A 25,702-nucleotide genomic window follows, 5' to 3' on the forward strand; every position below is an offset into this window, starting at 1 on the left:
CAAAATATTCACCATTTGTTCAATGTTTCACAAATAAAAGTCCATTTGAAATGGTTCACTCGGTGAAATTTTACTCTTGATTTTCATTCGGTTAGTTATTTATACCTGTACTTTACACCCATACGCTTCAAAAATAAAGTAAATTTTACCTAAAAATTGGATGGTATTGTGTCAGTTGTTTGAATACTTTGTCAAAAATATGTGACGGAAAATAAAAAATCGCAAAAAAACAGCGCTGCATGTGGGCCGCAGCGCTGTGTTTCTTTTTAGGCTTTTTTCTGTAAAGCAGGTCTTGTCACTTGGACTTCATAGTACGTAATTTTGTTTTTTAATAGGCCTTCAGGTTTCGCTTTTCCGTGAGCGTGTGCATCTCCAAATGCCTGAGATTTTGTCCAGTTCACAAAGTCTTCTTTTCGATTCCAGCGGGTATGAATGGTCACCTCATCGTAATCAGTTGTCTGCTGCGTGACCCAGACTTCCATGCCTAAAAATCCTTCCATGAATTCTACTTGTCCCTGCTTGTTAAAACGCTTAACAAGGTGGTCTGCACTGCCTTTTTCTACTCTAACCTGGTTGTTTACAATGATCATGTTTGGTTCATCTCCCTTTTGTTGTTGGATCGAAGCGATTGGGATAATGAGCGGATGCTCTCCAGCTAGGTGAACCTCTGCCTGAATCCCAAATACCTCTTTGAAAAAGTTTTCTGTTAATACTTCCTTTGGTGTCCCTATTTGGTAAACTTGACCACGCTTCATCGCAATCAGGCGGTCACAATATTTTGCTGCCTGCTGCAGGTCATGAAGTACCATTAAAATGGTGATTCCATGTGTTTCATTCAGCTGTTTGAGCAGCTCTAGTAAATCAAGCTGGTGCGCAATATCTAAGTAAGTGGTAGGCTCATCCAGAATAATCGTCTCTGTCTTCTGAGCCAGTGCCATTGCAATATACGCCTTTTGCCTTTCTCCGCCTGACAATGTATGCAGCATCCTGTTTTCATTCACGCGGCTATTTGTCACATCAAGCGCCCACTCTACCGCTTCCTGATCTGTCTTCGAGCTCTTTTTCCAGAACGAACGATGCGGACTGCGTCCAAGTGCGACCAGCTCACGTACTGTCATCGATGGGATCGCCGTTCTCGTCTGCATCAGAACGGCGATTTCCTTTGCAATCTCCTGTGCTGTCATTTCTTTTTGCGGGATATCGTGAATATAAATCATGCCGCTTTCAATCGACGTAAGACGTGCGGCTGCTTTAATAAACGTCGACTTCCCTGACCCATTTGGTCCAATAATGCCTGTTACACTTCCTTTAGGCACAGCTGCTGAAATAGAAGACAGCCGAAAGCCTCCTTGACTGAGGCTCACGTCATCCATCGCAATCACATCCAACTTAACCCCTCCCTTTCTTTTTTAATAAATAGAGGAAGAAAGGTGCACCGATACAGGCAAGCAGGATACCAACAGGCAGTTCAACCGGTGTAAACCATACCCGTGCTGCTGTATCAGCAAAGACCACAAGTACGCCGCCGCCAAGCATTGAGATCGGCAGCAGGTACCGGTAGTCATCTCCAATTAAAAGGCGGATAAAATGAGGGACGACAAGACCGACAAATCCAATTAATCCGCTCACGCTTACAGCTGCACCCGCCAAAAGCGCCGCCAGTGCAATTAAGAAAAATCGGGTTCGCTCGACTCTAAGTCCTAGCAGCTGCGCTGACTCATCACCTAGCAAAAGGAGATTTGCCGGCTTGATCGCAAAAAAACAAAGACACAATCCAGCAATCGCATAAGGTGACACAAAGCTCAGGTGATGCCAGCTCCGTCCATTTAATCCTCCTGATAAAAAAGGCAGAACAGCCTGCACACGCTCACTATAAAGCACCATAAATCCATTCATGACCGCACCAAGCAGGGCATTAACTGCCACACCCGCCAGAATCAATTTCAGTGGTGAAACTCCTTGATCAAACGACAACATATACACAACAAGTGCCGCTAATAAAGCGCCAAGGAAGGCAGCTGCTGGAAGCAGATATGTGAATTGCGGAAACACAATCATGCTGAGTACAGCAGCTAACCCGCCGCCGGCGGTCACACCGATGATCCCGGGGTCAGCGAGTGGATTTCGGACGACTCCTTGTAAAATGGCTCCTGATGCTGCGAGACAGGCCCCGACGATGAAACCTATGAGAACGCGCGGCAGGCGTAAATCCATGACGATTTTTTCATGGACTGGCTGGCCTGATCCCGTCAAAGCAGCGATTAAATCTGGCAGCGATAATTGAACAGAACCTAAGGCAAGCCCTAAACAAATGCCCACACCTAGCGAAAGAAGCAGTCCCGGTATCAGCCATCTTCGTCTCGACTGTCTTTTTTGAAAATCTAACTCTGCATTCATCTTCATGATGACAATCGCTTCAATCTCTTCTCTAGTTCATCAATCGCCTTTATGACGTCTGCGCCTGGATTCGTCCCGAATAGATCACTAGGCAGAATCTCCACGCGGCCATTCTTGACAGCTGATACGTCGTGCCATGCTGCATTCTGTTTCATTTCACTCATAAAACCTGCTTTCACATCTTCAGGATTGCTGTGTGTCATGAGCAGAATGAGATCAGGATCGGCTTCGATCACCTTTTCTGCATTGATTTGGGCGTATTGAGGGAATTTTTCGAGTGCCGGTTCATTCTCAGCGATGTTTGCACCCCCTGCGATATGCAGTAAATCTCCGCTTAAGGATTGAGGAAGCGCCGCCATATATGTGCCGGGTGCCCCGTACACAACGAGTGTTTTCACTTTTTTCTTAGGCTGCTTGACCTGCTTTTTTCGCTCATCAATTTGATCATTGAGTGCTTTAGCCTGTTGCTGCTTTCCGAGCAACTCCCCAAATAACGAGATTTGGCGCTGGATGTCCTTCACTGAATTGGCGCTTGTCAAAAGAAGCTGTGAACCAATTCCTTCTATTGTAGAGATGTCCTTGCTGTTTAACTGTTCATTTCCAAGCACAACATCAGGCTTTAAGCTTGTGATCAGCTCTACATCAAATTGATGCGTTGTGCCAATCGTTTGTACGGACTTTGCCTTTTGTAAGCTGTCTGGTAACTCGGCAGTTGGCCGGCCGACCACCTCACCGCCTAAAGCATACACAATACTCATGTCCCCAGACGACAAAGCGACGATACGCTGAGGGGGTTCATCAAACGACAGCGTTCTTCCGGTAAAATCCTTTATCTTCAGCGCTCCTTGCCCGCTTCCATTCTCTACAGGTGCTGCCTGACTGCATCCCCCGAGGAGAAGCATCAAGACGAGTCCCGCCAAGATCACATGTGAAAATTTCAACCGTCTGTCTCTCCTTTTCTAGTAAACTTTCTTTAGCTTTGCCTGTACCACGAGACGCCCGTTTTTAGGTGCAAGCACATGATCACAGGTCGATAAGGTGAGGATGAGGTCATCTGTGGACACGTCTGTCTTCGTTTGATAGATTGATTTCTTCCGTACAGCTTGCAAGTAGTGCGCATATTCGCCAAGATCTTGAAAATCGGTTTGAATATAGTCGAAGTCAACCGTCGTTTCATACACAGCAAAAATCTCCGCTTCATAGCTTTGATACAGCGTATCGTAATGAAATGTCCGGTGCTCTTGGAAGAAATCTTTTTTTAGATAGTTTGTGAGTCCAGCGAACATGGATCCATCCCTCATCCGATGGCCGTACACGACTGTATTTGGGCTTTCATGCAGGACATCATTACGATAATCCATAAAGATACTGCCTGCCCGGGTGTCTTTTTTTAAATAATTGCGAGTTAAGTAGAATGCATTATCCCGAGATTGAACAATCGGATACTGAATCATCGTGTCCTTCATATTGATCCAGCCGACAATATCCTCATTCACCTTCCGCAGCTCATCAAATGACGAACGGATCTTTCCCGGCTCCCGTTTTTCAGTCATTTCTTCTTGATGTCCATACATCGTTTGGGCCTTTGCAAGCACCTGGCGATTTTGATAATAACCGAAAAGTTCGAAGCCGATGGCTGTACCGCTATAAATAAACACGCCTAAACAAACAATCGTCAGCATCCGCTGCCAGAGCCGTTTTCCTCGTTTCACACTGTCTCACCTGCTTTTTGCACAGCTTATATACCAACAGGCACGATATACATCCCTGTTTCTGCATCCTGTCTAATCGTGACGGACACATCATAAATGTGACGCACGTTTTCCTCTGTTAACACATCGTTTGGCTGTCCTTCACTGATAACCTGTCCATCCTTCATCGCTATGATGATATCGCTGTAGCGGACAGCCTGATTCATGTCGTGCAGTACCATGACAATGGTTAATCCATGCATGGCATTCAGCTCACGGATCAGCTCAAGAATGTCAAATTGATAGTAAATATCCAAATAAGTTGTCGGTTCATCTAAGAAAAGGATTGGTGTTTTTTGCGCAAGTGCCATCGCAATCCATACACGCTGCCGCTCTCCACCTGACAGTGAGGCGAGCGGCACCTTTCGTTTTTCCGTTAGCTTTGTACTGGACAGCGCCCACTCTATTGCTCTCTCATCCTCTTCCTTGTCTCCTCCGCGCATCGTCTGGTACGGCGTTCTGCCGAATGCCACGACCCGTTCGATCGTTAAATCAAGCGGCGCTTCATTTTGCTGATGGACGACAGCGAGCTTTTTTGCCAGCTCCTTTGGCTTGAACGCATTCAGCGCTTGCCCGTCTAAGTGAATCTTCCCTTTATTTGGACAATGATTATTCGCCATCAAGGAAAGCAGTGTGGATTTTCCCGAGCCATTTGGACCGATAATGGTTGTGATTTTCCCCTTTTCAATCTGTGTTGTGACCGATTGAACGATGTCCTTCTGCTGGTCATATGAGAATGACACCTCACGAATGTCCATGGAGACGGTCCCCCCTTCTTAATAAAAAGATCAGAAACGGCCCGCCTATCACGGCCATGATCGTAGAAGCAGGAATCTCATTTGGCGCCACAAGCGTCCTGCCGAGCGTATCAGCCGTTAAAATAAGCAAAGCCCCGCTTAACGCAGAAAATGGAATCAGTACCCGGTGATCCGAGCCGACGAGTCTTCTTGAAATATGCGGAATGAGCAAGCCGACAAAGGCTATCACGCCCGCTACTGCAGCTGTCACCGCCGCAAGTAAAACGGCTGTGATGGAAATCAAAAGGCGCATTCTGGTCACACGCAATCCTAAATTTTTCGCTGTCTTGTCCTGAAGAGCCAGGAGGTTGCACCATCTGCTGAAGAAGAGTGCAACGACAAGGCCGGCGACACCATAGACACCGATTAAACGGACATCTCCCCACGTTTTCATCGTGAGATTCGACTGCCCTGACTGATTAATTGTGATATTGAAATAGCTGCAAATGGTCACAAATGCTTCAGCCATCCCAGTAAACATGGCATTGATGGCGATCCCAACCAAGATCATGCGGATCGGGCTTAAACCACCCTTCCAAGACAGAACGTACACGAGGAAACACGCAATAGCCCCGCCTAAAACCGAAAATAAAGGAGAGTAGAAATAAAATTGAGGAAGCGCTGTAATCGCCATTAATGAAAAGAAGCTGGCTCCTGATGAAATGCCAATGACGCCGGCATCAGCTAACGGATTCCTCATGACCGACTGCAGCAGTACACCGGAGACAGATAAGGCGGCCCCTGTAAACATCGCGATAAGCATGCGGGGAATTCTCAAATCTTTAATGATTTCTACCTGTGCATGTTGACCGGTGATGAGCCCTTCTAATAATTCAAATGGGGTGACATGAATGCTCCCAGTAATGGCTGAATAAATAAATACGCAGACCAGTAAGAGACTGACTATCAGAAATAAAATCCCTGTTTTTTTCATCTTGAACGTCCTTTTATCATTAAGATTCGCCGCTTATGACGGATACAACATACGAGTCAATTCATCTAATGCTTCTGCTGCCTTTAAATTGCCTGTTGTCCCGAATAAGCTTTCTTCGAGATCATACACCCGGTCTTGTTTGACCGCATTGAAATGTTTCCAGATGTCATTTGTTTTGAATTCTTGATCAAACATTTGGACGACTTCGTCTGGCATCCCATGTGCGGCCCGGAGAATGATATCTGGATTGGCTTTTTGTAAATATTCCGTATTGGATGCCAAATACTCCATTTTCTCGCCTTTGACAATATTCTTTCCTCCTGCGATACGCACAAGATCACCAATATATGAATTCTCTGTCGCCACCAAATAACTGCCTGGCACACCAAGCAAAATCAGAACGGACGGCTTGCGTTTTCCTTTCGTCCTCTCTTGAATGTCTTTCTTTTTTTGCTCAAACTCAGACACAATGCGTTCAGCCTGCTTCTTTCTGTCATACTGATCTCCAAGCTTCGTGATGGCCTTCTCCATGTCAGCCATGCTCTCGAGATTTAGGTATGTGGCAGGGACACCTGCTTGCTGAAAGGGTGTCTCTAAATCATATTGAAGGGTTGTGACAGACAGGACATCTGTCGGTTGAAGTGATTGGATGATTTCCATGTCCGGGCTCATTGGGTTACCGACTTCCGGCAGTCCTTTGTAACGAGCTGGCAAGGATTTTTGACTTGTTGGCACCCCGACAAGATCCACCTCTAAAGCATTCATGATCTCCGCAGCAGCTACAGTCGTTGCTACAATGCGCTCACTTGATTCAGCGCTTTTTTTGCCTTTTGCTGAGCTTTCAGCTGACTGTGAGCAGCCCGATAAGATCATGCACACACTGAAGGCAGCGATCAAGGTACATAATATTCGATGCTTCAAAAATAGAAGCCTCCTTTCGAAAAAAGAGAGTGGATGCGCCAGCATAAATGGCGCATCTCACATAAAATAAACAGTCTATCTTGTCCGTGTTTGATATTTTCTGACGAGTACGAATAACGAACCGCCGAATAAAAGAATATACACCCAAAGAAGAGAGGTATCTCCCGTTTTCGGATTCAGCTGTCCAGACTCAGATTTGGTTTGATCATCTGATGGCGTAAATGTCATCTGCTCCGCACCCGTTTCCTCAGGTACTGCATTCTCAAGTTGATTCGTTTGAGAATCGTGATCATTTGGATTTTTGATAAAGCCGATACTCTCATCGTCTCCAATGACCGTTGCAATTCCGCTTCCCTCACCGAGAGCGATTCCTTTTGTGTCATAGACGAGTTTGACATCGTACTGCTCATGGTAGTTCGCAGCTGGAATATCAATTTTTACGCGTGCAGCCTGAGCTCCACTTAAACTTTTTGCTTCATATTGAATGACGCGTGTATCTGCTTTTTGATCTGTCTTCGCGACAAGTGTCTCCTCAAACTTTCCGCCTGTTCCTACTTGGAATGACGTGATCGCTGAGCTGTTCTTCACTGTATATGAAACGAAATGGCGGCCATTTTTTACAACCAGTGTCGCAGGACTCACAACGTAATCGTTCATGCGAGAAAGCTCATCCTTGTCTGCCTTCTTCATTGAGAAAGGAAGCTTGTATACACCATCTTTTAGCTGAGCCGTCTCTTGATTTGCTCCGCCGTTATTTGTTTCTGTTGTTGGTGTGTTTGGTTTTGGTGTTTCTGGTGCAGCTGGTGTTTCTTCCTCTACCACCTGCCCGTCCTTCACTGGAGCGATACTCTTTGAATCAAATTGAAAACGAATATCGTAGGTTTGGTCATAGTTAGCGGCTGCTACTACAATGTGTACTTTTCCTTTTACCGCTTTTTTCAAATCATCTACATCAAATGAAACCACTCTTGTGTTCTTTGCTTCATCCTTGCTGACTGTTTTGGCTTCTTGATAAGAACCATTTTTCTCTGTTTTTAAAGAAGCGACAGACTTATGGTCCTTCACCGTAAAGGAAATGGTTTGCTTTCCATTTTTGACAGTTAAGGATGCAGGATGTGAGAAGTAATCACTCATTCGAGATGCCTCATCCGTATCCCCTTTTAGTACACTGTAATTGATACGATATACGCCATCTTTTAATTGATTTTGCGCGGAATCATCTGGTTTTGTGCCATTGTTATTACCTGGTTTTGTCGGTTGATCGTCTGGCTTTGTACCGTTTTGATCATCCGGCTTTGTTTCGTTATCGTCTGGCTTTGTACCGTTTTGGTCATCCGGTTTTGTTTCGTTATCGTCTGGCTTTGTACCGTTTTGGTCATCCGGTTTTGTTTCGTTATCATCTGGTTTTGCAGGCGTAACGAGTGTGAGGCTGCTTTGATCGAATGCAAGCTGTACGTCATATGCTTCGTCATAAATAAAGCCGCCTAAATCCCAGTAAATTTTCACCCAGCCGTTTAATTTCGCTGATAAGTCGTCGACATTAAATTTGATCACACGTGTATTGGCTGTTTCGTCCTCACTGACCGTTTCAGTGGTAACGAGAGCACCATTTTGTTCGACCTTGAAATCTGTTATTTCTTTGCTTTGCTTCAGTGTGACATAGGCTGTTTTCTTGCCATTTTCCACAATCAGCTTAGCTGGCTTTTCTGTATAAGTATCCATCATGGACGCTTCTGTGCTGCCATTTTTTAAAACGGTGAATCCAACTGTGTATTCACCATCAACGAATGATGCCGCTTGAGCTGTTCCTTGAGGAATCTGAAACGCAGTCAACAAACTGAATAAAATGAGCAGAATGGCTGCCTTTAGATGAAAAAGACGTTTCAAATGGTGACACTTCCTTCCGTTAATGCTTGATGATCCACTTTCTTGCTAAAAACCCGCCTGAACATAAGACAAGCACAAGGAGCCACCCTGTCTGGCTTGTATCACCAGTCTGAGGATTTTCTTCTTGTTTCTTCGTGGATGAATCAGCTTTGTTCGTTGATTCTTTTGATGGCTGCTGACTTTCTGCTGCACCCGCTGATTGATTTGCATTGTTAGACGAAAGTGACTTGATGCTGCTTTCATCGAATTTCAGCTGAATGGTGTAATCATGATCATAATCAGCAGATTTCACAGTGACATGAATTTTTGACTTGATTGGTTTAGACAAGCTTTGAGCTTGGAACTGAACGAGCCTTGTATTGGCTTTTTTATTTGTTGAGAGAACGGTTGTATCGACATAGCCGCCATTTCCCGGTACTTTAAATTCCGTTACCCAGCTGCTATTTTTAATTGTCATTTGCACTTTCAGGTTCCCATTTTTCGCTATCACTTTTGCTGGTTTTAGCCAGTAATCATTTGCCATTGAGACCGCATTTCCTTCAGCTTTTAGCACTGTATAATTGACGGAGTATGTACCATCCTTTAATGCGGCAGCCTGTGCGTTTGAAAAAGGCAGCATAAGTGCCAGTAAAAAAACCGCCATGAAGACTGACAGCCTCATTCTTTTTTTCATCAAGCGAATTTCCTCCCTTTCTATTGAACAGATGCCGCATCAAACTTGAGGCGAATGTCGTAATTGCCTGTATATCCGATAGCCGGTACAGTCACACTCACTTTTGCTGGTACGGCCTCAGTCAGGCTGTTCACATTGAATTCTACTGTTCTCTTATTAGCAGCTGTATTTGTACTGATCACCTTCGCATCTTTATAGACACCTTGATCGAGCGTTTTAAAGCTTGTGATCCAAGAGCTATTCGTTAACGTGACTTGCGCTTTGATTTTTCCATCCTTTACGACAAGCTTGGCTGGTTTTTCGAAATACGTATTCGCTGTTGAAGTCGAATCGCTATCAGCTTTCCATACCACATATTGCGCTGAATATTGACCATCTGCTAAGCCAGCTGCTGAGGCTGAGCTAACAGGAGCTAGAGCAAATAATAGAACAAAACTAAGGAATAATAATACGGGTGACGTTGAACGAATGACTTTCATGTGAGCCCTCCTAAATGATATTGATAATTATTCTCAATAGACAATAAAAAAAATAACCTTCATAAGTGCTGGAACACACTTATAGATGATTATGATAATCATTATCAATTGAGTTGAAAAAATAAATCTTTGCTTCCTAAAGTCAAAGATGTCTGCTTCTAAATGATGGATAAGAGTTTTAGGCAATCTGTCCCATTCATAATACCATGGCATAACCTCCATTCCATTACAGGGAAAAGAACCCTCTTCTCCTTGATATTATATAATGGGTGAAATAATTGTCAATATCATTTTTCATACTATTGTCTTAGTTTTCTGGAAAATCACACAAAAAAATTTCGATCAGACACACTGATCGAAATCGATTAAGAAGGAACATGTTCCTCTATTTTGCTGTTTTTACGCTCTAAAGACCATGCATACATTTCACGAATAATCGGTTCAGTTTTCTTTCCTTGCACTGTTAATTCGTATTCTATCCGCACTGGAATGTCGGGATATACTTTTTTCTCAACAAGTCCCTCAGCTTCTAAATCCTTCAGCCTTTCTGATAGTAATCTTCCGCTGATGTTCATTTCATTTTCAAGCTGACAAAAACGCTTAGGCCCTGTCAGAAGCTGATTGATGATGAGAATGACCCACTTCTTGCCTAGAATCTCCATGGCATCTGTAATTGGGCAGCCATCTACTTGAGCCATATCTTACTCCCTCCTGCTTTTTTCTCTTTTTTTCATTATAACACAATTAATTACTTGAAATAAGTCACTAACTATTATATAGTTTAGTTACTAAAAGTAACAAGGTATTCATTTTTTATAGATTTTCAAAAACATTTGAACATGCCGATGCATATATCATGAAGGAGATGACCGAGCTTGAAGACAATTGAGCAGCTAAGGTTGGGTGTGACAGAATTACATGTGTCCAGCTTTGATCGTTCTTTACCTTTTTATACAGACATTTTAGGATTTACTATATTAGAAAAAACAGATTCCACGGTGACACTTGGCAGCAATGCAAAGGAACCGATTCTTTTGTTAAAAGAAGATGCACAGCTCAAAGAGAAGCCTGATCATGAGCCAGGACTTTATCACTTTGCTGTTTTATTACCTACCAGAAAAAACCTGGGCACATGGCTGGCACATGTGATCAAAAAAGGCTATCCTTTAATTGGAGCAAGCGATCACTTTTTCAGTGAAGCCATTTATTTAAGTGATCCTGACGGCATTGGCGTAGAAATTTATGCTGACCGTCCTGAGGACATTTGGGTAGGTGAGCATGGAGAACTGAAAGGTGGCGGAAATGCGCCGCTTGATGGAGATGGACTCCTGCAGGAAGCCGCTGATACCACATGGGAAGGACTCCCTGCCGGCACAGTGATGGGACACTTGCATTTTCATCTCAACCCAGAAGAAGCAGATTCCTTTTATGTCAATACGCTCGGTTTTCATATCCGAATGGCTCCACCAGCAAGCCTATTTATCGCTGCTGGTGTGTACCACCACCACCTTGCATTTAATGCATGGGGACGCGGACGAAAAGGAGCCATTGATCCACGTTTTTCAGGAATTAGAAGCTATACACTGGTTTTCCCAGAAGAAGCAGACAGACAATCCGTCATCGAACGCCTGACAAAAGCAGGCACTCAAGTCAACACGACAGGAAAAAGCAGCGAATTTGTTGATCCATTTGGCGTTCTCGTTCGTTTACAGATTGAAGAAACAGACTAAAAAGAAGGTGCAGAATATGGACAAACACACAGAGCTTAAAACAGCCATATTAAAAGATAAAATCAAACGAGTACAGCAAGAAGACGGGTATATATATATCACTGGACCCATTAAACTGCCAGTGAATTTAGACGGCAGAACCGTCATGTTCAACTGGTATTCATGGTTAAAAGACGATGGAAGAGAGCCATTGTCAGATGAAGCTTTAATTGAAAGCCTCTCGTCCCGCCAGCTTGCTGATCATCAGCAGTCAAGCGTTCTAGTATACGGGGATTTTGAGCAAGCTGACGAAGCCCTTATCCGCATGCATTCCATTTGCCACACTGGCGATATTTTCGGAAGCAAGCGCTGTGACTGCGGATTCCAATTGAAGCAGTCTATGCGAATGATCGAGGACAATGGGGCAGGAGCCCTGTTTTACTTAGCCAATCATGAAGGCCGCGGCATTGGTCTTTTCAGTAAAGCCATGGCTTATATTCTTCAAGAAAACGGCTACGATACAGTAGAAGCGAACGAAGCACTTGGTTTTGAAGATGACACACGTCAATACGAAGAAGCCATTGCCGTTCTTCAAACACTTCGTACAAAGCCAGTCAGACTCATTACCAATAATCCGAAAAAGACAGATGCGATCAGCCATGCAGGCTTATCTCTTTCTGGACGCATTCCGCTTTGGGGAGATGTCTCTGAATTTAACGAAAAATACTTGCAGACAAAAATCAACCGCTCAGGTCACATGAAGGCGGAGCAAGAGGTGCGTACGATTGCCACATCATGAGCGATATATGAAGCTAGCCCTTGATAATGCACGGGCAATGAAAGGTCAGACATCTCCGAACCCGCTCGTCGGGGCTGTGATTGTGCGAGAGAATGAAATTGTTGGAGTCGGTGCTCATATGAAAGCCGGTGAACCGCATGCTGAAATTCATGCACTCAACATGGCCGGAGACAAAGCAAAAGGAGCCACTATTTATGTGACCCTCGAGCCTTGTTCCCACCATGGCCGCACAGGCCCTTGCGCGGAAGCGCTTGTGAAAGCCGGCGTCGAAACTGTTGTCGTGGCGGCACTTGATCCGAATCCGCTTGTCGCTGGCCGCGGGATTGCCATTTTACAAGACGCAGGCATACAAGTCATCACAGGCGTACTTGAACAGGAATCCATTCTGATGAATGAAGTATTTAATCACTTTATTACGAAAAAAACACCTTTTGTGACGCTCAAAGCAGGCATTACCTTAGATGGAAAAATCGCCTCTGCCACGTCTGACAGCAAGTGGATTACATCTGAGACATCCCGTTGTGATGCTCACCATATCCGCAGTATCAATGATGCGATTTTGGTCGGTGCTCAAACCGTCATTCACGATGATCCTTCATTAACTGCGCGGATTCCAAATGGGAATAATCCGATTCGAATTGTCTTAGACTCTAAGCTGTCAACACCACTGACAGCAAAGATCGTCACGGATCAGATGGCACCTACATGGATCTTTACAACAAAGCAAGCCGATAAGGAAAAACGAGCGGCTTTAGAAGAAGCTGGCGTCCGTGTCTTCATGACAGACAGCGACACGCGGGTGCCCCTGAAAGAAGTGCTTCAAGTGCTGGGAGAAAAAAATATCTCCTCTCTCATGATTGAAGGCGGCGGCCAGATTAACGCCTCATTCTTAGAGCAGCAGCTTGTAGATAAACTCGTCATCTATATGGCGCCTAAGCTCATTGGAGGACGACTTTCCCCTTCCTTTTTCGGAGGCGAAGGCATACGCCTCATGAGTGATGCCATTGAACTGGATCAACTCACCGTGGAACCACTCGGAAAAGATATCAAAATGACGGGCTATCCCGTTTATCAATAACAAGTAGGCTGTCGAGAAAATCTCGACAGCCTTATTTTTGTCTTCTAGTCTCTTCTCTCTAAAAACTCAATTCGATTCCCAAAAGGATCTTCTACATAAAACCGATTGGCTCCCTCCAATGGCTCATCTTCTTTTATACTAATCTGATGCTTCAATAATACCTCTTTTAATTCCGATAGACTCTTTACAAGAAAAGCTGGATGAGCTTTCTTTGCAGCTTGAAAATGTTCCTGAATGCCAATGTGAAGCTGATGATGACCGCATTGGAACCAGACACCTCCGCGTTTAGCTAAATTACTAGGCTTAGGTATTTCTTTCATCCCTAAAATTTCACCAAAAAACAAACGAGCTTTCTCTTCACTGCCTTTTGGGGCAGCTAGTTGAACATGGTCGATTCCAAAAAAGTTTGACATATTCCCCTCTCCCTTTCTTTTCTCAATTGGTTTTTCTATGTAGTGTGTCTTAAGTTTTTGCGATGCTGAGAAAATTTACTTGTTACTTCATTGGCGGGCTTGATACTTGGTGACTTTCTTTGAGGTGTTTCATACGATGTAGGGTTTGAATGACAATGCAGTATTTTTTTCAAAAACAGAACTCCCACGGTCATGAAAGTTCTGTCTATCTAAGTGTCTTGTAATAACAGTTGAAACCAAGACATATCATGTCAAGGTGTATGGGCGGTGATTCATTTTGGTGAAACTTGTCGAAAAATTTTTCATGTGAAACATTGATCGTTACTTCCCTTCTACCAGCCTGCCAAAGCTTTCTGGTGAAAGTCCCGGTGAAATACGGACGCGGTGCAATGACATCATGCCTTGTTCCTTCTTCGCATGTCCTGGTTCAGTGGTGACAGCCATTTGATATCCGGCTTCCTTCGCCAGCTTCAACGTCTCTTCATTATAGCGCCCGACAGGATAGCTGACCATTCTCGTACGCTGAGAAAATCGCTGATCGAAGAATGTCTTTGATCCTTTTAACTCCTCTTCCTGCTGCTGCTTTGATAATCGATTGAGCTCTAAATGATGAATCGTATGACTCTCAATCGATATCCCATGTGCCATCATCTCGTCCATTTGCTCATCCGTTAAGTGATTTGGACGGCCAATGGATTGCTCAATCATGAAAATCGTTGCTTTCAATTCATACTGCTTTAAAATCGGAAATGCCTTTGTATAGTTATCCGTATATCCATCATCAAATGTAATGAGGACACTCTTCTTACTTGGCATCGAATTTGTTGTGAAAACGCGGTACACCTCTTCTGGCGACAGTGTGACATAGTCGTTGTCCTTCAGCCATTTCATATGAGCTGCAAATTCGCTCTTTGGCACACGTAACGAGTTGCCGCTTGAGATACTATGATACATCAAAATCGGAAGCTCGACCGGCTCCTTTTGCTTGATCCAGTTTTTTGTCTCTATCACTGCCGTTTCTTTTTTCTGCTGAATGTCTTTTGTTTGTAATCGACCCTTTTCCTCTTTGATGACTTGCTGGCTTCCTCCCGCCTGCTCCTTCATTCCCATACAGCCCGAAATGAGCAGCAGCATAAGACCAATCGTCATCAGCATACATGTTTTCTTCATTCACCAATCCTGCTTTCTCTTTATCTACCGAATGATTATAACAGAAATTGGTTATTCATTGACAACTATTTTGACAGGGTATTCATTTTTTTACACATTTCGATCATTTCGATGGCGAGCAGATGAATGGTCTCTGTTGTGAGCATTTGATCTTCTGCGTGTATGAGCAGTAAAGAAAAAGGAAGCTGTTCACCTGCCGCTTCTTTTTGAATCAGCGACAGATGCAGGTTGTGGATGCTTCGAAACGCTTCCTCCCCTTTTTCGATCAACTGCTGCGCTTTTTCAAAATCATCCGCTCTTGCTAGACGAATCGCTTCTACATAATGACTTCTTGCCTCGCCTGCATGGGCAATGATTTGAAAGGCTGCTCCCTGCATTTCCTCTAATACCGTCATCTGCTTCTCCTCCAATTATTCAAGATTCATTTGCTAGTTTCAGTGCATGCTCTAGAATTTTTTCTCCGTTTGCTGTTCCGTATAATCTTACATTGACGACATCGACAGGTATTTGATAGGGTGCCGCCGTTTTTTCAGCTGCTTTTTTCATAAAGCTTACTTGCGGTCCAAGTAAAATCGCCTGTACATCCTCTCCATGCTCTTCTAGTTCATCTGCAATGGCTCCTTCAGGTATAGCATAAATATAGTAATCCAGCCCTTTAGCTTCTGCGGCAGCCTTCATTTTGGACACCACAATAGACGTTGACATTCCTGCTGCACAAGCGAGAATGATTCGTTTCATTTCTCATCACTCCTATTGATAAATGACTTCTGTTTCAACCTGCAGTTCCCTTGTTTTGATTAATGTCTGGTACCAATACGCAGATGCTTTCAGCTGACGATTTCGTTCATTCTCCAGCTGGATTTCGACTAATCCGTAGCGGTTTTTAAAGGCATTCATCGGTGAGACATTGTCTGTAAATGCCCAAAGCATATAGCCTATGCAATTTGATCCTTCTGCTTTCGCTTGAAGTGCCCGCTTCAAATGCTGGCTGATAAATGAAATGCGATATTGATCATCAATGATACCGTCTTCTGTTTTAAACCGTTCTTCCTTTTCTACACCCATGCCATTTTCGGCCACAAACCACTCAATATTTCCGTATTCTTCTTTTATCCTCATCCCCATATCATAGACAATGTTCGGGTAGATTTCCCAGCCTCTGAAAGGATTCATTTTTCTCCCTGGAAGCTCAAACATATCGTAATAATAGGATGGATGAAAAGGCGTCCCTTCATTCCAAGCCTTACTCGGTGCCTTGACACGATGCGGATAGTACAAGTTAAGCCCAACAACATCCACCGTATGATTCTTGATGATCTGAAGCTCTTCCTCTGTGGAATCGAAAAGAATATCATGCTTTTTCAACACATCGATCAGTTCCTCTGGATACTCCCCTTTGATGGAAGGATCTAGGAACACTCGATTAAAAAACAAGTCATACATACGTGCCGCTTTTTGGTCATGGGGAGCAGACGATCTTGCATACGTCACTTCTGGATTGAGAATCACGCCGATTTTGGCTCCTGCCGATTCCTTCAAGCCCATCTCCTGAAACAGCTTCACCACTTTTGCTGTTGCCAGCGCTTTATGATAGTTCCACTGCATCCATTTCTTCGTATTTTGCTCAAACGGATATCGTATCGCATCTAGATAAACACGTGTCTGAACAACAATCGGTTCATTAAAACTAAACCAATGCTTGACTCGGTCTCCGTAGCGTTCAAACACCTTTTCTGCATAGAGAACAAACAGCTCGACAACATGCTTTGATGACCATCCGCCGTACTTCTCAAGCAAAACAGCAGGAAGTTCATAGTGCTCTAAGCAAAACATTGGTTCTACACCTGATGCGATTAATTCATTGATCAGATCATCAATGTAACGAGCATAGGCCTCATCCACTATCCCATTCTCGTAATCTATGAGAAACCTCGACCAATTGATCGATGTCCTGTAATGTGTCAGCCCAATCTCTTTCATTAAGGCGACATCTTCAGGGTAGCGCTCGTAAAAGTTTGTCGCACCAGCAGGACCATAGCCTTCGTGCCACACGTGATATCCTTCCTTATACCATAAGTCGATGTACGAGTCCTGATGCGCCCGCTTTCCCTTCCATCCCTCGGTCTGCCAAGCAGAAGCCGCAGCACCTAGGATAAAATCACTTGGAATCTCAATTCTGTTCATGTCGCCGCCTCCCTTTTCTTCGTCTGAATGTTTATTCTGAATCTGGTGCTGCTTCTGGCTTGCGATTAGACAATAGAACAAACGGTAAATAGATGAAAACAGCAACTCCAATGCAGATAAGCTGTGTGATGACAGCGCCCATACTGCCAGCGGTGGACAGCCATGCATTCACAAGCGGTGGTGTCGTCCATGGCACCATCACGACCGCTTTTCCAGCGAATCCTGTAGCCGTCGCAATATACCCAATCGTACCGGTCACAAGGGGCGTGACGATAAATGGGATCGCCATCACAGGGTTTAGCATCACAGGTAATCCAAAAATAACGGGTTCATTGATGTTGAACAGTCCGGGTCCAGATGAGAGCTTGGCAATGCTTCGCATCTCTTCCCTTCTCCCAGCAATAAAAATCGCAATCAAAAGACCAATGGTCACACCTGAACCACCGATGCTCATATACACATCCCAAAACGGCATCGTGATGATATTCGGTATCTCTTTTCCCTCTTGAAATGCTGTCATATTCACTGCAATCGATCCTAATAAGAGCGGCTCCCGGATCGGCTTAATCATCTGGTTGCCATGAATGCCGATCACCCAGAAAAATTGCGCCACAAACATCAACGTTAAAATCCCAGGCAGCCCCTGTACAACACTTTCTAACGGACGCTGCACCACGTTATACACTGCTTCATGCAGATAAATGCCTGTCAACCGGTGAAATGCAAAGCCAAATGAGCTAATGATTGTAATTGTAATGATCGATGGGAAAAGTGACGAAAAAGACGTTGCCACATTCGACGGAACCGAATCCGGCATCTTGATTTGCAGCCATTTCACCTCGGTCAGCTTACAAAAAATCTCCACAGATACGATCGCAATGATCATCCCTAAAAATAAGCTTTTTGGATCAGAAAATTGTCTTGCCAACACGTCAACAACCTCACGCATCGATCCATCGACTTCAAGAAGAAGTGTCGTTGGAATAACAGATATAAATGAAATCAATGCCATCAATCCTGGGAACAGAGACTTGTGACCGTTGATTTTCCCAAGCTCAATCCCAATGAGGAACACAGCCCCAATGGTTAAAAAGTTCAGTGTGGCATAATTGATTGCCTTCATAATAGGCTGAAGCTCTGCTAAAAACCTGAATATCTCAAAATGAGCAAGCCCTGTTTCCGGGCTCATGATCATATTCGCCACCAGTACAGCAAAAGCTCCTGTAATGATGATCGGCATCAGTGTCACAAATGCCTGTTTAATCGCCATAATATATTTCTGGTTGGTGATGCGATAAGCCACATGCCCCATGACATCTGCCGCTTTCTCCTTGAAGCTCATGATCCGTCTCCCCCTTTGCAAAAACTCGTGATCATCCTCCTTTTTGATGTTATTTTAAAAGCGCTTTCATTAACATCTAATCTTTTTCCTCACAGATGCGGAAATGGGTGCCGCGTTTTTTCATTTGGATGCTCCAATATTTGAAGCGCAGCTGTCAGTTCTTCAAATGAAGCGGCTTTGATGAGCTGTTCCACCACTTCCTTCCGTTCTGTCAGCCGCACAAGAAATTGATAAAGCGACTGTAATTCTTTTTGATACGTCTTCTGGATGCTTAACAAGCATACGACTTGTACTCGATCTTCACCCCACAGCACCGGCTTTTTCAACGTACAGATCGCACAAAATGTATCATCTGTTGCCGGCTTAATTGGATGAGGAATCGCAACCAAATGACCGAAAGATGTGGGTGACACCTGCTCTCTTTCTAGCAATAATTGTTCAAACTCGTCTGGGATTCGATGCTGCTCCTTTAGCACGTTCACGAAAAATTGAAGAACCTCTTCCCTTGATTGGAGATCTTGCTGAAAAAATGTCAGCGCCGGACTCACATACCGCAAAACTCCTGTATCCTGTGAATTCTTCACAAATCGTTTCAGCCGTACAATATCATCGTCACTTAGAATCGTATGTACATCAATTACTGGCACCGGCAATGTATTCTGAAGCGGAATGGTACTAATAATAAAATCAATGCTTCTCAAATCATACGAAGGAAGTTCCCCGACACTTGCAGTTCCAGCGATCTCCAGCCTTCCGCTAAAAGCCGCCGTGAGCTTATGAAGAAGAAGCTGACTGCTGGCGACACCCGTCGCACACACAATAAGACATGTCTTTCTCACATGCTGTGATTTTGTCCGCTCGATTGCAGCCCCAATATGAAGTGCCAAATATCCGATTTCATCCTCAGGAATCTCAACACCCTCTTTTTCCTTCAGCCATCTCCCCATATAAACACCCGCCTCAAACGCAATGGGATAATACCTTTTAATGTCTGGTAAATAAGGATTTCGGATGTTCATATCGTATCTAAAACGATGAATGGCTGAACGCAAATGAAGACTTAAACCAACGATCAGCTCCTTATCAAACTGAATATCAAGTGACATGTGCTCCTCTACATAAGCAAGCAATTGGTGAGTGAAACGAAAATGATCTTCGTCCAGCAGATGAAATAGCGTATGGCCAGCCTCTCCATATGCCATCATCTTTGCCCCCATTAAGTGAATCGCGATGTACGCCATTTCTGATAGCGGAAAATCAATCGATAATACGCGGCGAATATCTTCAGCCATTTGTTGAGCTACCTGAAAAACTGGCTGTACTTGAATTTCTCTCAATTCCGCTTCTGGCATCTTGACCAGCTTTTTTTCTTCAATTCGTTTGCATGCGATAGCAATGTGGGTTACTAAATTACTTAAACCGATTTCTGATAGATGAAGTCCGGTGGCTTTTGTACGTGAACGCACGATGTCCTGAATCAATTGATATGTTTCTTCAGGTAACAGTGCAGCGTTCGCGTGCTCCTGCTGAAACACATGCTCTGCCATACAATATCTTAATTTCATTTCATCGCCTGTCAGACGCAGTCCATATTTAGGCCGGTGCGATATAGAAAGTCCATGCAATGAAAACAAGTGCCTGACAGCTTTCAAATCATTTTTCACTGTAGATTCACTCACAAATAATTCCTCTGCCAACCCCTCTAATTTGATATAGTCTTCTGACAGAAGCAGCCTTTTCAATAGATAAGCCACACGGTCCTCAGGCTGATTGGGAATGAACGGTTCCTTTTTCTCATTCCTTTCTCTCAGTGACGTTTTCAAAAATGTACGAAATGCTCCATAATCTTCAACGCTCAATGTATACCCTGCTCCGCGTTTAATATGCAGTGCGGCACCATGTTCTTCTAAGATCTTTTTAAGCGCTTTCATATCTGTTCGAATAGTTCGTGATGTGACTCCGATCACACGGGCAATTTCTTCACTTGTCAGTTCCTGCTCCGCTTGCATCAATCGTTTCAAAAGCTCCTCCTGACGTAGAGTTAGCATGGGCTCTCCTCCCTTGGCATTTACTTTTGCCTATCATCATAAACGAAAATAGAACTCTTTGCCCAGTATTTCTTTCAAATCGGGAACCTTGATATGGCTCATTCGTATGAATATGAAACTAGAGGAGGGATGCATTATGGGTACTTTTATGTTTGTGATCATATTAGTTTTTTTAGGAGCTATCATTGCCAACCAGTTCACATCAAAGGATAAACGTGCATCTGCTAACCGTTCTGCACATCATAGCTCAACGACAAGCACTTATACTGATTCGTATACCCATCACGCTTCTGATGCCTCCTGTGGGAGTGTTTCAGGTGACAGCGGCGGTGGTGGATGTGATTAAACAAAAAAACAGCCGCCCTTTTATGAGTCGGCTGTTTCATTTATGGTTTTAAAGAGCTTTCCAGCCCCGTTCAATCAAATGTTTAACATCCTTTGCAAAATCCTCGCCCTTTTCCATCACGTCCTGAGCTCTTCCTGCAAAATTACTGGCTACGGCCAGCTCCATTTTTTTCAATTCAAAGTGTAAGATTTTTTGATCAATCTCTGTTATATATTTTTCATATTCATTGTTGACGATGTCATGCATCACGCTGTAAGCGTCTTTCCGATGGCGATGAAAGTCGATCCCTCTCTTGCCTTTCCATGACGAATCTAGTGCAGGCTTCTTGATTTCTTTGATATCTGACTGGGCAAGATCTTGTTCTGTTTGAATATTGCTTTTGGCTGTCTTTAACCGAGAGATCATTTCGTCAAATTCTGCACGTTTGTTCTCAATTCCCATATGCAGATGGTACAGCATCTCGGATAAACTCATGTCATCCACCTCTATCTGACCTCATACGAAAGCATGGCGTGAGCGCCTTTGGAAACCAACGAATCACATGATTTTTCCAATCCTGACATTTCTATCGTTTTGCTTTCATTAAGTATAGTATAAGGCGAAAAGCCTCAGCCTTAAATAGGGAAAAGGTGTCCTTTTAGTGACGCGTTTGGAAGAAAAACGGAATAATACAAGGTCTTACACCCCTAATTTAATATGAGTCTTTAAGACTATAATTATACACCGCGTTAAATGTACCTATAAATAAAAGCGAGTGTGCTGATTATTTTGCAGCAATCGCTTCGTCTTGTTCTTTTAATGTTTTCACGTTAGAACGTGTATCCTGAACATTTTTAATTAAGGCTTCTTTAAAGCTTGAGACCATTTCGCTCACTTCTCTTTCACGTGCCGTCCACTTAGTTACAAATTCAAGGCTGTTTTCACCCGCTTTATCTGCTGCTTTTTTCATCGCTAAAGCTTCTACGGCTTGGGAGACTTCATCTAGTTTATCCATGACTGTTTGGTAGTTTAACTTAATTTGTCCCATTGTGATTTCCTCCAGATTTGTTCAGCATGACGCTCTCTTACAAGCTGCTCCATGCTTTTGAGATCAAGCGTTTTGCGTCCTCTACTGCGTCTTCTCCTTTTTCAGCAAGACGTGCAGCGTCTCCAGCTAAGGAACTGGCAAAGGATAACGCAGCTTGTTCTGCTTCTAATGTACTGATTTTGAATTCGATGCGGCTCACGTAGCGTGGGTATTGATCGTTCACGATTGTTTGCAGCGCATCATGTGCTTCATTTCGGTCTGTTTTGAAATCCTGGCTTCGCTCACCTTTCCAAGAGGTCCCAAGCTTTGGCTGCTTGATTTGCTTTAAATCTGTTTCTGCCGCATCTTGTTCACGTTCAACCTTGCTTTTCGCCTTTTTGAGTCGAGCAATTTTCTCTTCAATTTCTGCTTTTTTATTTGAAATGCCACCGTTAAGGGCAGACAGCATATCCGATAAGCTCATATGGGTTCCTCCTCCTGTCCAAAAATAAAAACGCTGCTTAGAGTCCCTCTAAACGAGCGTAAGGTGAATAGCACTTTTTCCAATATTGTTATTATAAGGTTCAAAGACTCATGTTTGAATAGGGATTTATGCCCTTTTTATGGGATAAATATGCTTTCATTCTGCTTTATACCACCCCTTTCGACCTCTTTTATTGGAGGTCTAAATTCCTGTTCGTTTGCTATAAGCCACATATAGTCTCACAGTCCTAGGACAAACAAAGCCGCCCCCGTTCAGGAGCGGCTTTTGCAAACGGCTTATGAGGCCGATTCTTCTCTTTCTTGTTGATCTTTCACGTACCAAATGAATTTACCCGTATATCCGTAAATGATCGCAAGACCAATGGCGACAAAGCTCAACCACATAAATGGTAAATAAGAGAATGTCGATACGCCAAGAATTCCTGCCATGTAAATACCGTTATCTGACCATGGAACCATACCAGACGTAAGCGTACCACCGACCTCAGAGTTTCTGGATAAAACTCGTCTGTCTAACTTTAATTTATCGTAGCTCTTTTCCATAATTTTTGGTGTAAGGATTAACGATACATACATCGCACAGCCAAAGATATTGGCGAAGAACGCAACAACGAGTGTAGACAGCGTTACATTCCCTGCATTATGTAATTTTTTCTCAAATGTCGCGACGATAACTTTTAATACGCCTAAATATTCAAGTACTCCACCGAAGCCAAGTCCCAGGATAATCACCACTAGAGACCCTAACATATTAACGATACCACCGCGGTTTAACAATGTATTTAAGAATTCTACATCTGAATTAATAGAGAAACCATTATAAGCTGTACCAAGTGCATCGGCTGGATTCATTCCTTGGAATGCCATTGCCCAAACTGCGCCAAGAAGCGCACCAATCGCAATAACAGGCATTGAAGGCTTTTTCAAGACAAGTAATAGCACAACAATAAGCGCCGGAATGATCATCCAAATATTAATCGTGAATGTATCTTGCAGTGCTTGTTTCAAAAACTCTACTTTTCCTTGATCAATATTTTTTCCGCCATACATAAACCCGGTAATTGTAAACATAATAGCAGTTATGACAAATGCAGGTATGGATAAGACCATCATTGCTCTAACATGTGCGAGCACGTCCACTTTTGAAAGTGAGGAAGCAAGCACAGTACTATCAGATAAAGGAGATAACTTATCGCCAAAATAAGCTCCAGATAAAACAGCACCAGCCACGATAGGTAATGGAATTCCCAAACCTTCACCAATCGCTATCATGGCAATACCTGCGGTTCCAACTGTCCCCCATGATGTTCCTGTAGCAACAGACATAATGGAACAGATAATCAGTGTAGCTAGTAAGAAAATATTAGGATGAATAAATTCCAGTCCATAATAAATTAATGTGGGTACCACTCCGCCGGCAATCCATGTTCCAACAAGTGCACCTACAGCAATTAAAATCAAAACAGCCTCTAGACCATTCGATATCCCTTTTGTAATGGCGTTTTGAAGATCTTTGTATGAATGCCCCAATCGAATACCTAAAGCAATAACCATAAACCATGAGATAAACAATGCTAACTGAATATCTAATTTGAAGTAAAGAGTAAAAGATAAAACAATCGCTAAAAACAAGCCAAGTACAGCTACGACTTCTAAAATAGATGGTAGACGTGGTGATTTCATTGTGTTTCCTCCCTTTGTGCGTTCGTTAAGCGTTTTCAAAATATTGTGAAAAAAGTGTGTCAATTCGAAAGAAAGTGAATTGCCTGTTTTTCTCTTTTTCACAGGCAATTCCACATATTAATAAAATAAAATTTTTGATATTATTATCGCTCTAGGAGCTCTGCACCTGCAATGCCAGGCTTTGTCATCTCGAATGGATTTAAGATAATATCAAGTTCTTCTTCCGTTAAAACATCGTACTGCAAGCAAAGATCTCTAATCGATTGTCCTGTTAAAATGGCTTCTCTTGCAATTCTAGCGGCTGCTTCATAGCCTAAGTGAGGGTTCACGGCAGTGATCACGCCTGCACTTTTTTCTACATATTCTTTCAAACGTATTTCATTTGCTTCAATGTCCGCTAAGCAATGATCTGTGAATGAGCGGAATCCGTTATTCATTATACTAATAGATTGAAGCAAGTTAAAGACCAGAACTGGCTCCATCACATTTAACTCAAGCTGTCCTGCTTCAGAAGCAAGACAGATCGTGTGGTCGTTCCCAATGACCTGGAATGCGATTTGGTTAATGAGCTCAGCCATGACTGGATTGACTTTCCCAGGCATGATGGAAGATCCAGGCTGGCGGGCTGGCAATGCGATTTCAGCAAGACCTGCGCGCGGACCAGATGCCATTAAGCGAAGGTCATTGGCAATCTTAGACATGTTCATCATACATACTTTTAAAGCGGCGGATACTTCTGTGTAAGCATCTGTATTTTGCGTTGCATCCACGAGATGCTCTGCGCCTACAAGAGGAAGACCAGATATATCAGCGAGCTTCTTCACCACGATTTCAATATAACGAGGATCTGCGTTTAAGCCTGTCCCAACTGCTGTTGCACCCATATTGACTTCATATAAATGCTGTTTTGATTGGTTGATCCGCTTAATATCACGGCTCAGCACGCGGCTGTAAGCTTCAAATTCCTGTCCCAAACGGATTGGAACAGCATCCTGAAGGTGCGTACGTCCCATTTTGATCACATGATCGAATTCTTTCGCTTTCTTTTGAAAGACGTCCTGCATGACTTGCATCGTTTCAAGCAGAATATCTAACTGCTTGAGCACAGCAATGTGGATCGCCGTTGGGAATGAATCATTCGTTGATTGCGACATGTTCACATGTGTGTTTGGGCTTAAATGGATGTATTCTCCCTTTTGATGTCCCATGATTTCTAGTGCTCTGTTTCCAATCACTTCATTGGCATTCATATTCATGGACGTTCCTGCCCCGCCTTGAATTGGGTCGACAATAAAGTACTCGTGCAGCTTGCCTTCAATGACTTCATCAGACGCTTGAACGATGGCATTTCCAATTCCTTCATATAAACGTCCAACTTCCATATTGGCTTGAGCTGCTGCTTTTTTCACGATGGCAAAGGCTCTGATTAGTTCCTCGTGCATCCGATATCCTGTAATCGGGAAATTCTCTTTTGCACGAAGGGTTTGAACCCCATAATACACGTCTGCTGGAATTTCTTTTTCACCAAGAAAATCCTTCTCATAGCGATAAGTTGCTTGAACCATCTCTTATGACCTGCTT

The 25,702-nt window shown here is 43.5% G+C and carries 27 protein-coding genes; 4 read left to right on the forward strand and 23 right to left on the reverse strand.

The annotated features are described in order from the left end of the window. Positions 1-266: 266 nt before the first annotated feature. From isdG to MHB69_RS18365, 11 genes are all read right to left on the reverse strand, one after another. Positions 267-1,388 carry a heme oxygenase gene (isdG, locus tag MHB69_RS18315; RefSeq protein ID WP_144496452.1) on the reverse strand — a complete coding sequence of 374 codons (1,122 nt, stop codon included), beginning with the start codon at positions 1,386-1,388 and terminating at the stop codon, positions 267-269. Between the two features lies 1 nt (position 1,389). Next, positions 1,390-2,403, reverse strand: a complete 1,014-nt coding sequence (locus tag MHB69_RS18320; protein ID WP_061110257.1) for an iron ABC transporter permease — start codon at positions 2,401-2,403, stop codon at positions 1,390-1,392. Next, positions 2,400-3,338, reverse strand: a complete 939-nt coding sequence (locus tag MHB69_RS18325) for an ABC transporter substrate-binding protein (RefSeq protein ID WP_070326182.1) — start codon at positions 3,336-3,338, stop codon at positions 2,400-2,402. The genes MHB69_RS18320 and MHB69_RS18325 overlap by 4 nt, the downstream gene beginning before the upstream one ends. Positions 3,339-3,356: 18 nt before the next feature. Next, positions 3,357-4,109, reverse strand: coding sequence for a class B sortase (gene srtB / locus MHB69_RS18330; protein WP_144496453.1), 753 nt, complete (start codon positions 4,107-4,109; stop codon positions 3,357-3,359). A 26-nt stretch (positions 4,110-4,135) separates the two neighbouring features. Beyond that, the gene (locus MHB69_RS18335) at positions 4,136-4,906 is read right to left on the reverse strand and encodes an ABC transporter ATP-binding protein (protein ID WP_070326184.1); all 771 of its coding nucleotides are present in this window, start codon (positions 4,904-4,906) and stop codon (positions 4,136-4,138) included. Next, complete coding sequence (locus MHB69_RS18340; protein WP_041118234.1) at positions 4,893-5,879, reverse strand: iron ABC transporter permease; 987 nt, start codon at positions 5,877-5,879, stop codon at positions 4,893-4,895. The genes MHB69_RS18335 and MHB69_RS18340 overlap by 14 nt, the downstream gene beginning before the upstream one ends. A gap of 33 nt (positions 5,880-5,912) precedes the next feature. Continuing rightward, the gene (isdE, locus tag MHB69_RS18345; protein WP_070326185.1) at positions 5,913-6,800 is read right to left on the reverse strand and encodes a heme ABC transporter substrate-binding protein IsdE; all 888 of its coding nucleotides are present in this window, start codon (positions 6,798-6,800) and stop codon (positions 5,913-5,915) included. Positions 6,801-6,875: 75 nt separating this feature from the next. Further along, a complete protein-coding gene (locus tag MHB69_RS18350) occupies positions 6,876-8,687 on the reverse strand; it encodes an NEAT domain-containing protein (protein WP_070326186.1) in 1,812 nt (603 codons plus the stop codon). Between the two features lie 19 nt (positions 8,688-8,706). Next, on the reverse strand, positions 8,707-9,360 hold the full coding sequence (gene isdC / locus MHB69_RS18355) for a heme uptake protein IsdC (protein ID WP_342495833.1): 654 nt from the start codon (positions 9,358-9,360) through the stop codon (positions 8,707-8,709). A 20-nt stretch (positions 9,361-9,380) separates the two neighbouring features. Then, positions 9,381-9,839 carry an NEAT domain-containing protein gene (locus tag MHB69_RS18360; RefSeq protein WP_034281350.1) on the reverse strand — a complete coding sequence of 153 codons (459 nt, stop codon included), beginning with the start codon at positions 9,837-9,839 and terminating at the stop codon, positions 9,381-9,383. Between the two features lie 365 nt (positions 9,840-10,204). Next, positions 10,205-10,537 (reverse strand): helix-turn-helix domain-containing protein, encoded by a 333-nt coding sequence (locus tag MHB69_RS18365; RefSeq protein ID WP_034281352.1) that lies wholly within the window; start codon positions 10,535-10,537, stop codon positions 10,205-10,207. A gap of 177 nt (positions 10,538-10,714) precedes the next feature. Here MHB69_RS18365 and MHB69_RS18370 point away from each other — a divergent pair, with 177 nt between their 5' ends. From MHB69_RS18370 to ribD, 3 genes are read left to right on the forward strand one after another with little or no spacing between them, the layout of a single operon-like run. After that, positions 10,715-11,569 (forward strand): VOC family protein, encoded by an 855-nt coding sequence (locus MHB69_RS18370; RefSeq protein ID WP_070326187.1) that lies wholly within the window; start codon positions 10,715-10,717, stop codon positions 11,567-11,569. A 16-nt stretch (positions 11,570-11,585) separates the two neighbouring features. After that, positions 11,586-12,347: a GTP cyclohydrolase II gene (locus MHB69_RS18375; RefSeq protein ID WP_034281353.1), complete on the forward strand. Its 762-nt coding sequence runs from the start codon at positions 11,586-11,588 to the stop codon at positions 12,345-12,347. Beyond that, positions 12,334-13,425, forward strand: a complete 1,092-nt coding sequence (ribD, locus tag MHB69_RS18380; protein ID WP_070326188.1) for a bifunctional diaminohydroxyphosphoribosylaminopyrimidine deaminase/5-amino-6-(5-phosphoribosylamino)uracil reductase RibD — start codon at positions 12,334-12,336, stop codon at positions 13,423-13,425. The genes MHB69_RS18375 and ribD overlap by 14 nt, the downstream gene beginning before the upstream one ends. 44 nt (positions 13,426-13,469) lie before the next feature. Here ribD and MHB69_RS18385 read toward each other — a convergent pair whose 3' ends face one another. The 7 genes from MHB69_RS18385 to MHB69_RS18415 all read right to left on the reverse strand — a co-directional run bounded on the left by MHB69_RS18385 (position 13,470) and on the right by MHB69_RS18415 (position 20,582). After that, positions 13,470-13,838, reverse strand: a complete 369-nt coding sequence (locus MHB69_RS18385) for a VOC family protein (protein ID WP_024423896.1) — start codon at positions 13,836-13,838, stop codon at positions 13,470-13,472. Positions 13,839-14,159: 321 nt separating this feature from the next. After that, positions 14,160-14,993: a polysaccharide deacetylase family protein gene (locus tag MHB69_RS18390; RefSeq protein WP_251027170.1), complete on the reverse strand. Its 834-nt coding sequence runs from the start codon at positions 14,991-14,993 to the stop codon at positions 14,160-14,162. Between the two features lie 80 nt (positions 14,994-15,073). Beyond that, on the reverse strand, positions 15,074-15,403 hold the full coding sequence (locus MHB69_RS18395) for a PTS lactose/cellobiose transporter subunit IIA (protein ID WP_024423898.1): 330 nt from the start codon (positions 15,401-15,403) through the stop codon (positions 15,074-15,076). Positions 15,404-15,422: 19 nt separating this feature from the next. Next, on the reverse strand, positions 15,423-15,746 hold the full coding sequence (locus MHB69_RS18400; protein ID WP_024423899.1) for a PTS sugar transporter subunit IIB: 324 nt from the start codon (positions 15,744-15,746) through the stop codon (positions 15,423-15,425). Between the two features lie 12 nt (positions 15,747-15,758). After that, positions 15,759-17,192: a glycoside hydrolase family 1 protein gene (locus MHB69_RS18405; protein WP_144496456.1), complete on the reverse strand. Its 1,434-nt coding sequence runs from the start codon at positions 17,190-17,192 to the stop codon at positions 15,759-15,761. A gap of 31 nt (positions 17,193-17,223) precedes the next feature. Further along, a complete protein-coding gene (locus tag MHB69_RS18410) occupies positions 17,224-18,534 on the reverse strand; it encodes a PTS transporter subunit EIIC (RefSeq protein ID WP_041118250.1) in 1,311 nt (436 codons plus the stop codon). An 89-nt stretch (positions 18,535-18,623) separates the two neighbouring features. Beyond that, a complete protein-coding gene (locus MHB69_RS18415) occupies positions 18,624-20,582 on the reverse strand; it encodes a BglG family transcription antiterminator (protein ID WP_144496457.1) in 1,959 nt (652 codons plus the stop codon). Positions 20,583-20,718: 136 nt separating this feature from the next. Here MHB69_RS18415 and MHB69_RS18420 point away from each other — a divergent pair, with 136 nt between their 5' ends. Then, the gene (locus MHB69_RS18420) at positions 20,719-20,928 is read left to right on the forward strand and encodes a hypothetical protein (RefSeq protein WP_342495834.1); all 210 of its coding nucleotides are present in this window, start codon (positions 20,719-20,721) and stop codon (positions 20,926-20,928) included. A gap of 48 nt (positions 20,929-20,976) precedes the next feature. Here the strand turns inward: MHB69_RS18420 and MHB69_RS18425 are convergent, their stop codons facing one another. From MHB69_RS18425 to aspA, 5 genes are all read right to left on the reverse strand, one after another. Beyond that, positions 20,977-21,402, reverse strand: a complete 426-nt coding sequence (locus tag MHB69_RS18425) for a DUF5082 family protein (RefSeq protein WP_065214959.1) — start codon at positions 21,400-21,402, stop codon at positions 20,977-20,979. Positions 21,403-21,691: 289 nt separating this feature from the next. Further along, entirely contained in the window at positions 21,692-21,955 is a 264-nt protein-coding gene (locus MHB69_RS18430) for a YwqI/YxiC family protein (protein ID WP_034281361.1), read from the reverse strand. A 37-nt stretch (positions 21,956-21,992) separates the two neighbouring features. Next, entirely contained in the window at positions 21,993-22,418 is a 426-nt protein-coding gene (locus tag MHB69_RS18435) for a DUF5082 family protein (protein ID WP_024423906.1), read from the reverse strand. 296 nt (positions 22,419-22,714) lie between these two features. Next, positions 22,715-24,121 carry a Na+/H+ antiporter NhaC gene (nhaC, locus tag MHB69_RS18440; protein ID WP_034281362.1) on the reverse strand — a complete coding sequence of 469 codons (1,407 nt, stop codon included), beginning with the start codon at positions 24,119-24,121 and terminating at the stop codon, positions 22,715-22,717. A 143-nt stretch (positions 24,122-24,264) separates the two neighbouring features. Then, positions 24,265-25,686: an aspartate ammonia-lyase gene (gene aspA, locus MHB69_RS18445; protein ID WP_024423908.1), complete on the reverse strand. Its 1,422-nt coding sequence runs from the start codon at positions 25,684-25,686 to the stop codon at positions 24,265-24,267. Positions 25,687-25,702: the final 16 nt, after the last annotated feature.

Source organism: Bacillus sp. FSL K6-0994 (assembly GCF_038630815.1).
Lineage (GTDB): Bacteria > Bacillota > Bacilli > Bacillales > Bacillaceae > Bacillus > Bacillus safensis.

Excerpts from the sequence above, each read along its gene's own strand:
- MHB69_RS18320 (WP_061110257.1), bottom strand. The coding sequence starts at position 2,403 with ATGAAGATGAATGCAGAGTTAGATTTTCAAAAAAGACAGTCGAGACGA.
- MHB69_RS18335 (WP_070326184.1), bottom strand. The coding sequence starts at position 4,906 with ATGGACATTCGTGAGGTGTCATTCTCATATGACCAGCAGAAGGACATC.
- MHB69_RS18340 (WP_041118234.1), bottom strand. The coding sequence starts at position 5,879 with ATGAAAAAAACAGGGATTTTATTTCTGATAGTCAGTCTCTTACTGGTC.
- isdC (WP_342495833.1), bottom strand. The coding sequence starts at position 9,360 with ATGAAAAAAAGAATGAGGCTGTCAGTCTTCATGGCGGTTTTTTTACTG.
- MHB69_RS18360 (WP_034281350.1), bottom strand. The coding sequence starts at position 9,839 with ATGAAAGTCATTCGTTCAACGTCACCCGTATTATTATTCCTTAGTTTT.
- MHB69_RS18365 (WP_034281352.1), bottom strand. The coding sequence starts at position 10,537 with ATGGCTCAAGTAGATGGCTGCCCAATTACAGATGCCATGGAGATTCTA.
- MHB69_RS18375 (WP_034281353.1), top strand. The coding sequence starts at position 11,586 with ATGGACAAACACACAGAGCTTAAAACAGCCATATTAAAAGATAAAATC.
- MHB69_RS18385 (WP_024423896.1), bottom strand. The coding sequence starts at position 13,838 with ATGTCAAACTTTTTTGGAATCGACCATGTTCAACTAGCTGCCCCAAAA.
- MHB69_RS18390 (WP_251027170.1), bottom strand. The coding sequence starts at position 14,993 with ATGCTGATGACGATTGGTCTTATGCTGCTGCTCATTTCGGGCTGTATG.
- MHB69_RS18395 (WP_024423898.1), bottom strand. The coding sequence starts at position 15,403 with ATGACGGTATTAGAGGAAATGCAGGGAGCAGCCTTTCAAATCATTGCC.
- MHB69_RS18400 (WP_024423899.1), bottom strand. The coding sequence starts at position 15,746 with ATGAAACGAATCATTCTCGCTTGTGCAGCAGGAATGTCAACGTCTATT.
- MHB69_RS18405 (WP_144496456.1), bottom strand. The coding sequence starts at position 17,192 with ATGAACAGAATTGAGATTCCAAGTGATTTTATCCTAGGTGCTGCGGCT.
- MHB69_RS18410 (WP_041118250.1), bottom strand. The coding sequence starts at position 18,534 with ATGAGCTTCAAGGAGAAAGCGGCAGATGTCATGGGGCATGTGGCTTAT.
- MHB69_RS18415 (WP_144496457.1), bottom strand. The coding sequence starts at position 20,582 with ATGCTAACTCTACGTCAGGAGGAGCTTTTGAAACGATTGATGCAAGCG.
- MHB69_RS18420 (WP_342495834.1), top strand. The coding sequence starts at position 20,719 with ATGGGTACTTTTATGTTTGTGATCATATTAGTTTTTTTAGGAGCTATC.
- MHB69_RS18425 (WP_065214959.1), bottom strand. The coding sequence starts at position 21,402 with ATGAGTTTATCCGAGATGCTGTACCATCTGCATATGGGAATTGAGAAC.
- MHB69_RS18430 (WP_034281361.1), bottom strand. The coding sequence starts at position 21,955 with ATGGGACAAATTAAGTTAAACTACCAAACAGTCATGGATAAACTAGAT.
- MHB69_RS18435 (WP_024423906.1), bottom strand. The coding sequence starts at position 22,418 with ATGAGCTTATCGGATATGCTGTCTGCCCTTAACGGTGGCATTTCAAAT.
- nhaC (WP_034281362.1), bottom strand. The coding sequence starts at position 24,121 with ATGAAATCACCACGTCTACCATCTATTTTAGAAGTCGTAGCTGTACTT.
- aspA (WP_024423908.1), bottom strand. The coding sequence starts at position 25,686 with ATGGTTCAAGCAACTTATCGCTATGAGAAGGATTTTCTTGGTGAAAAA.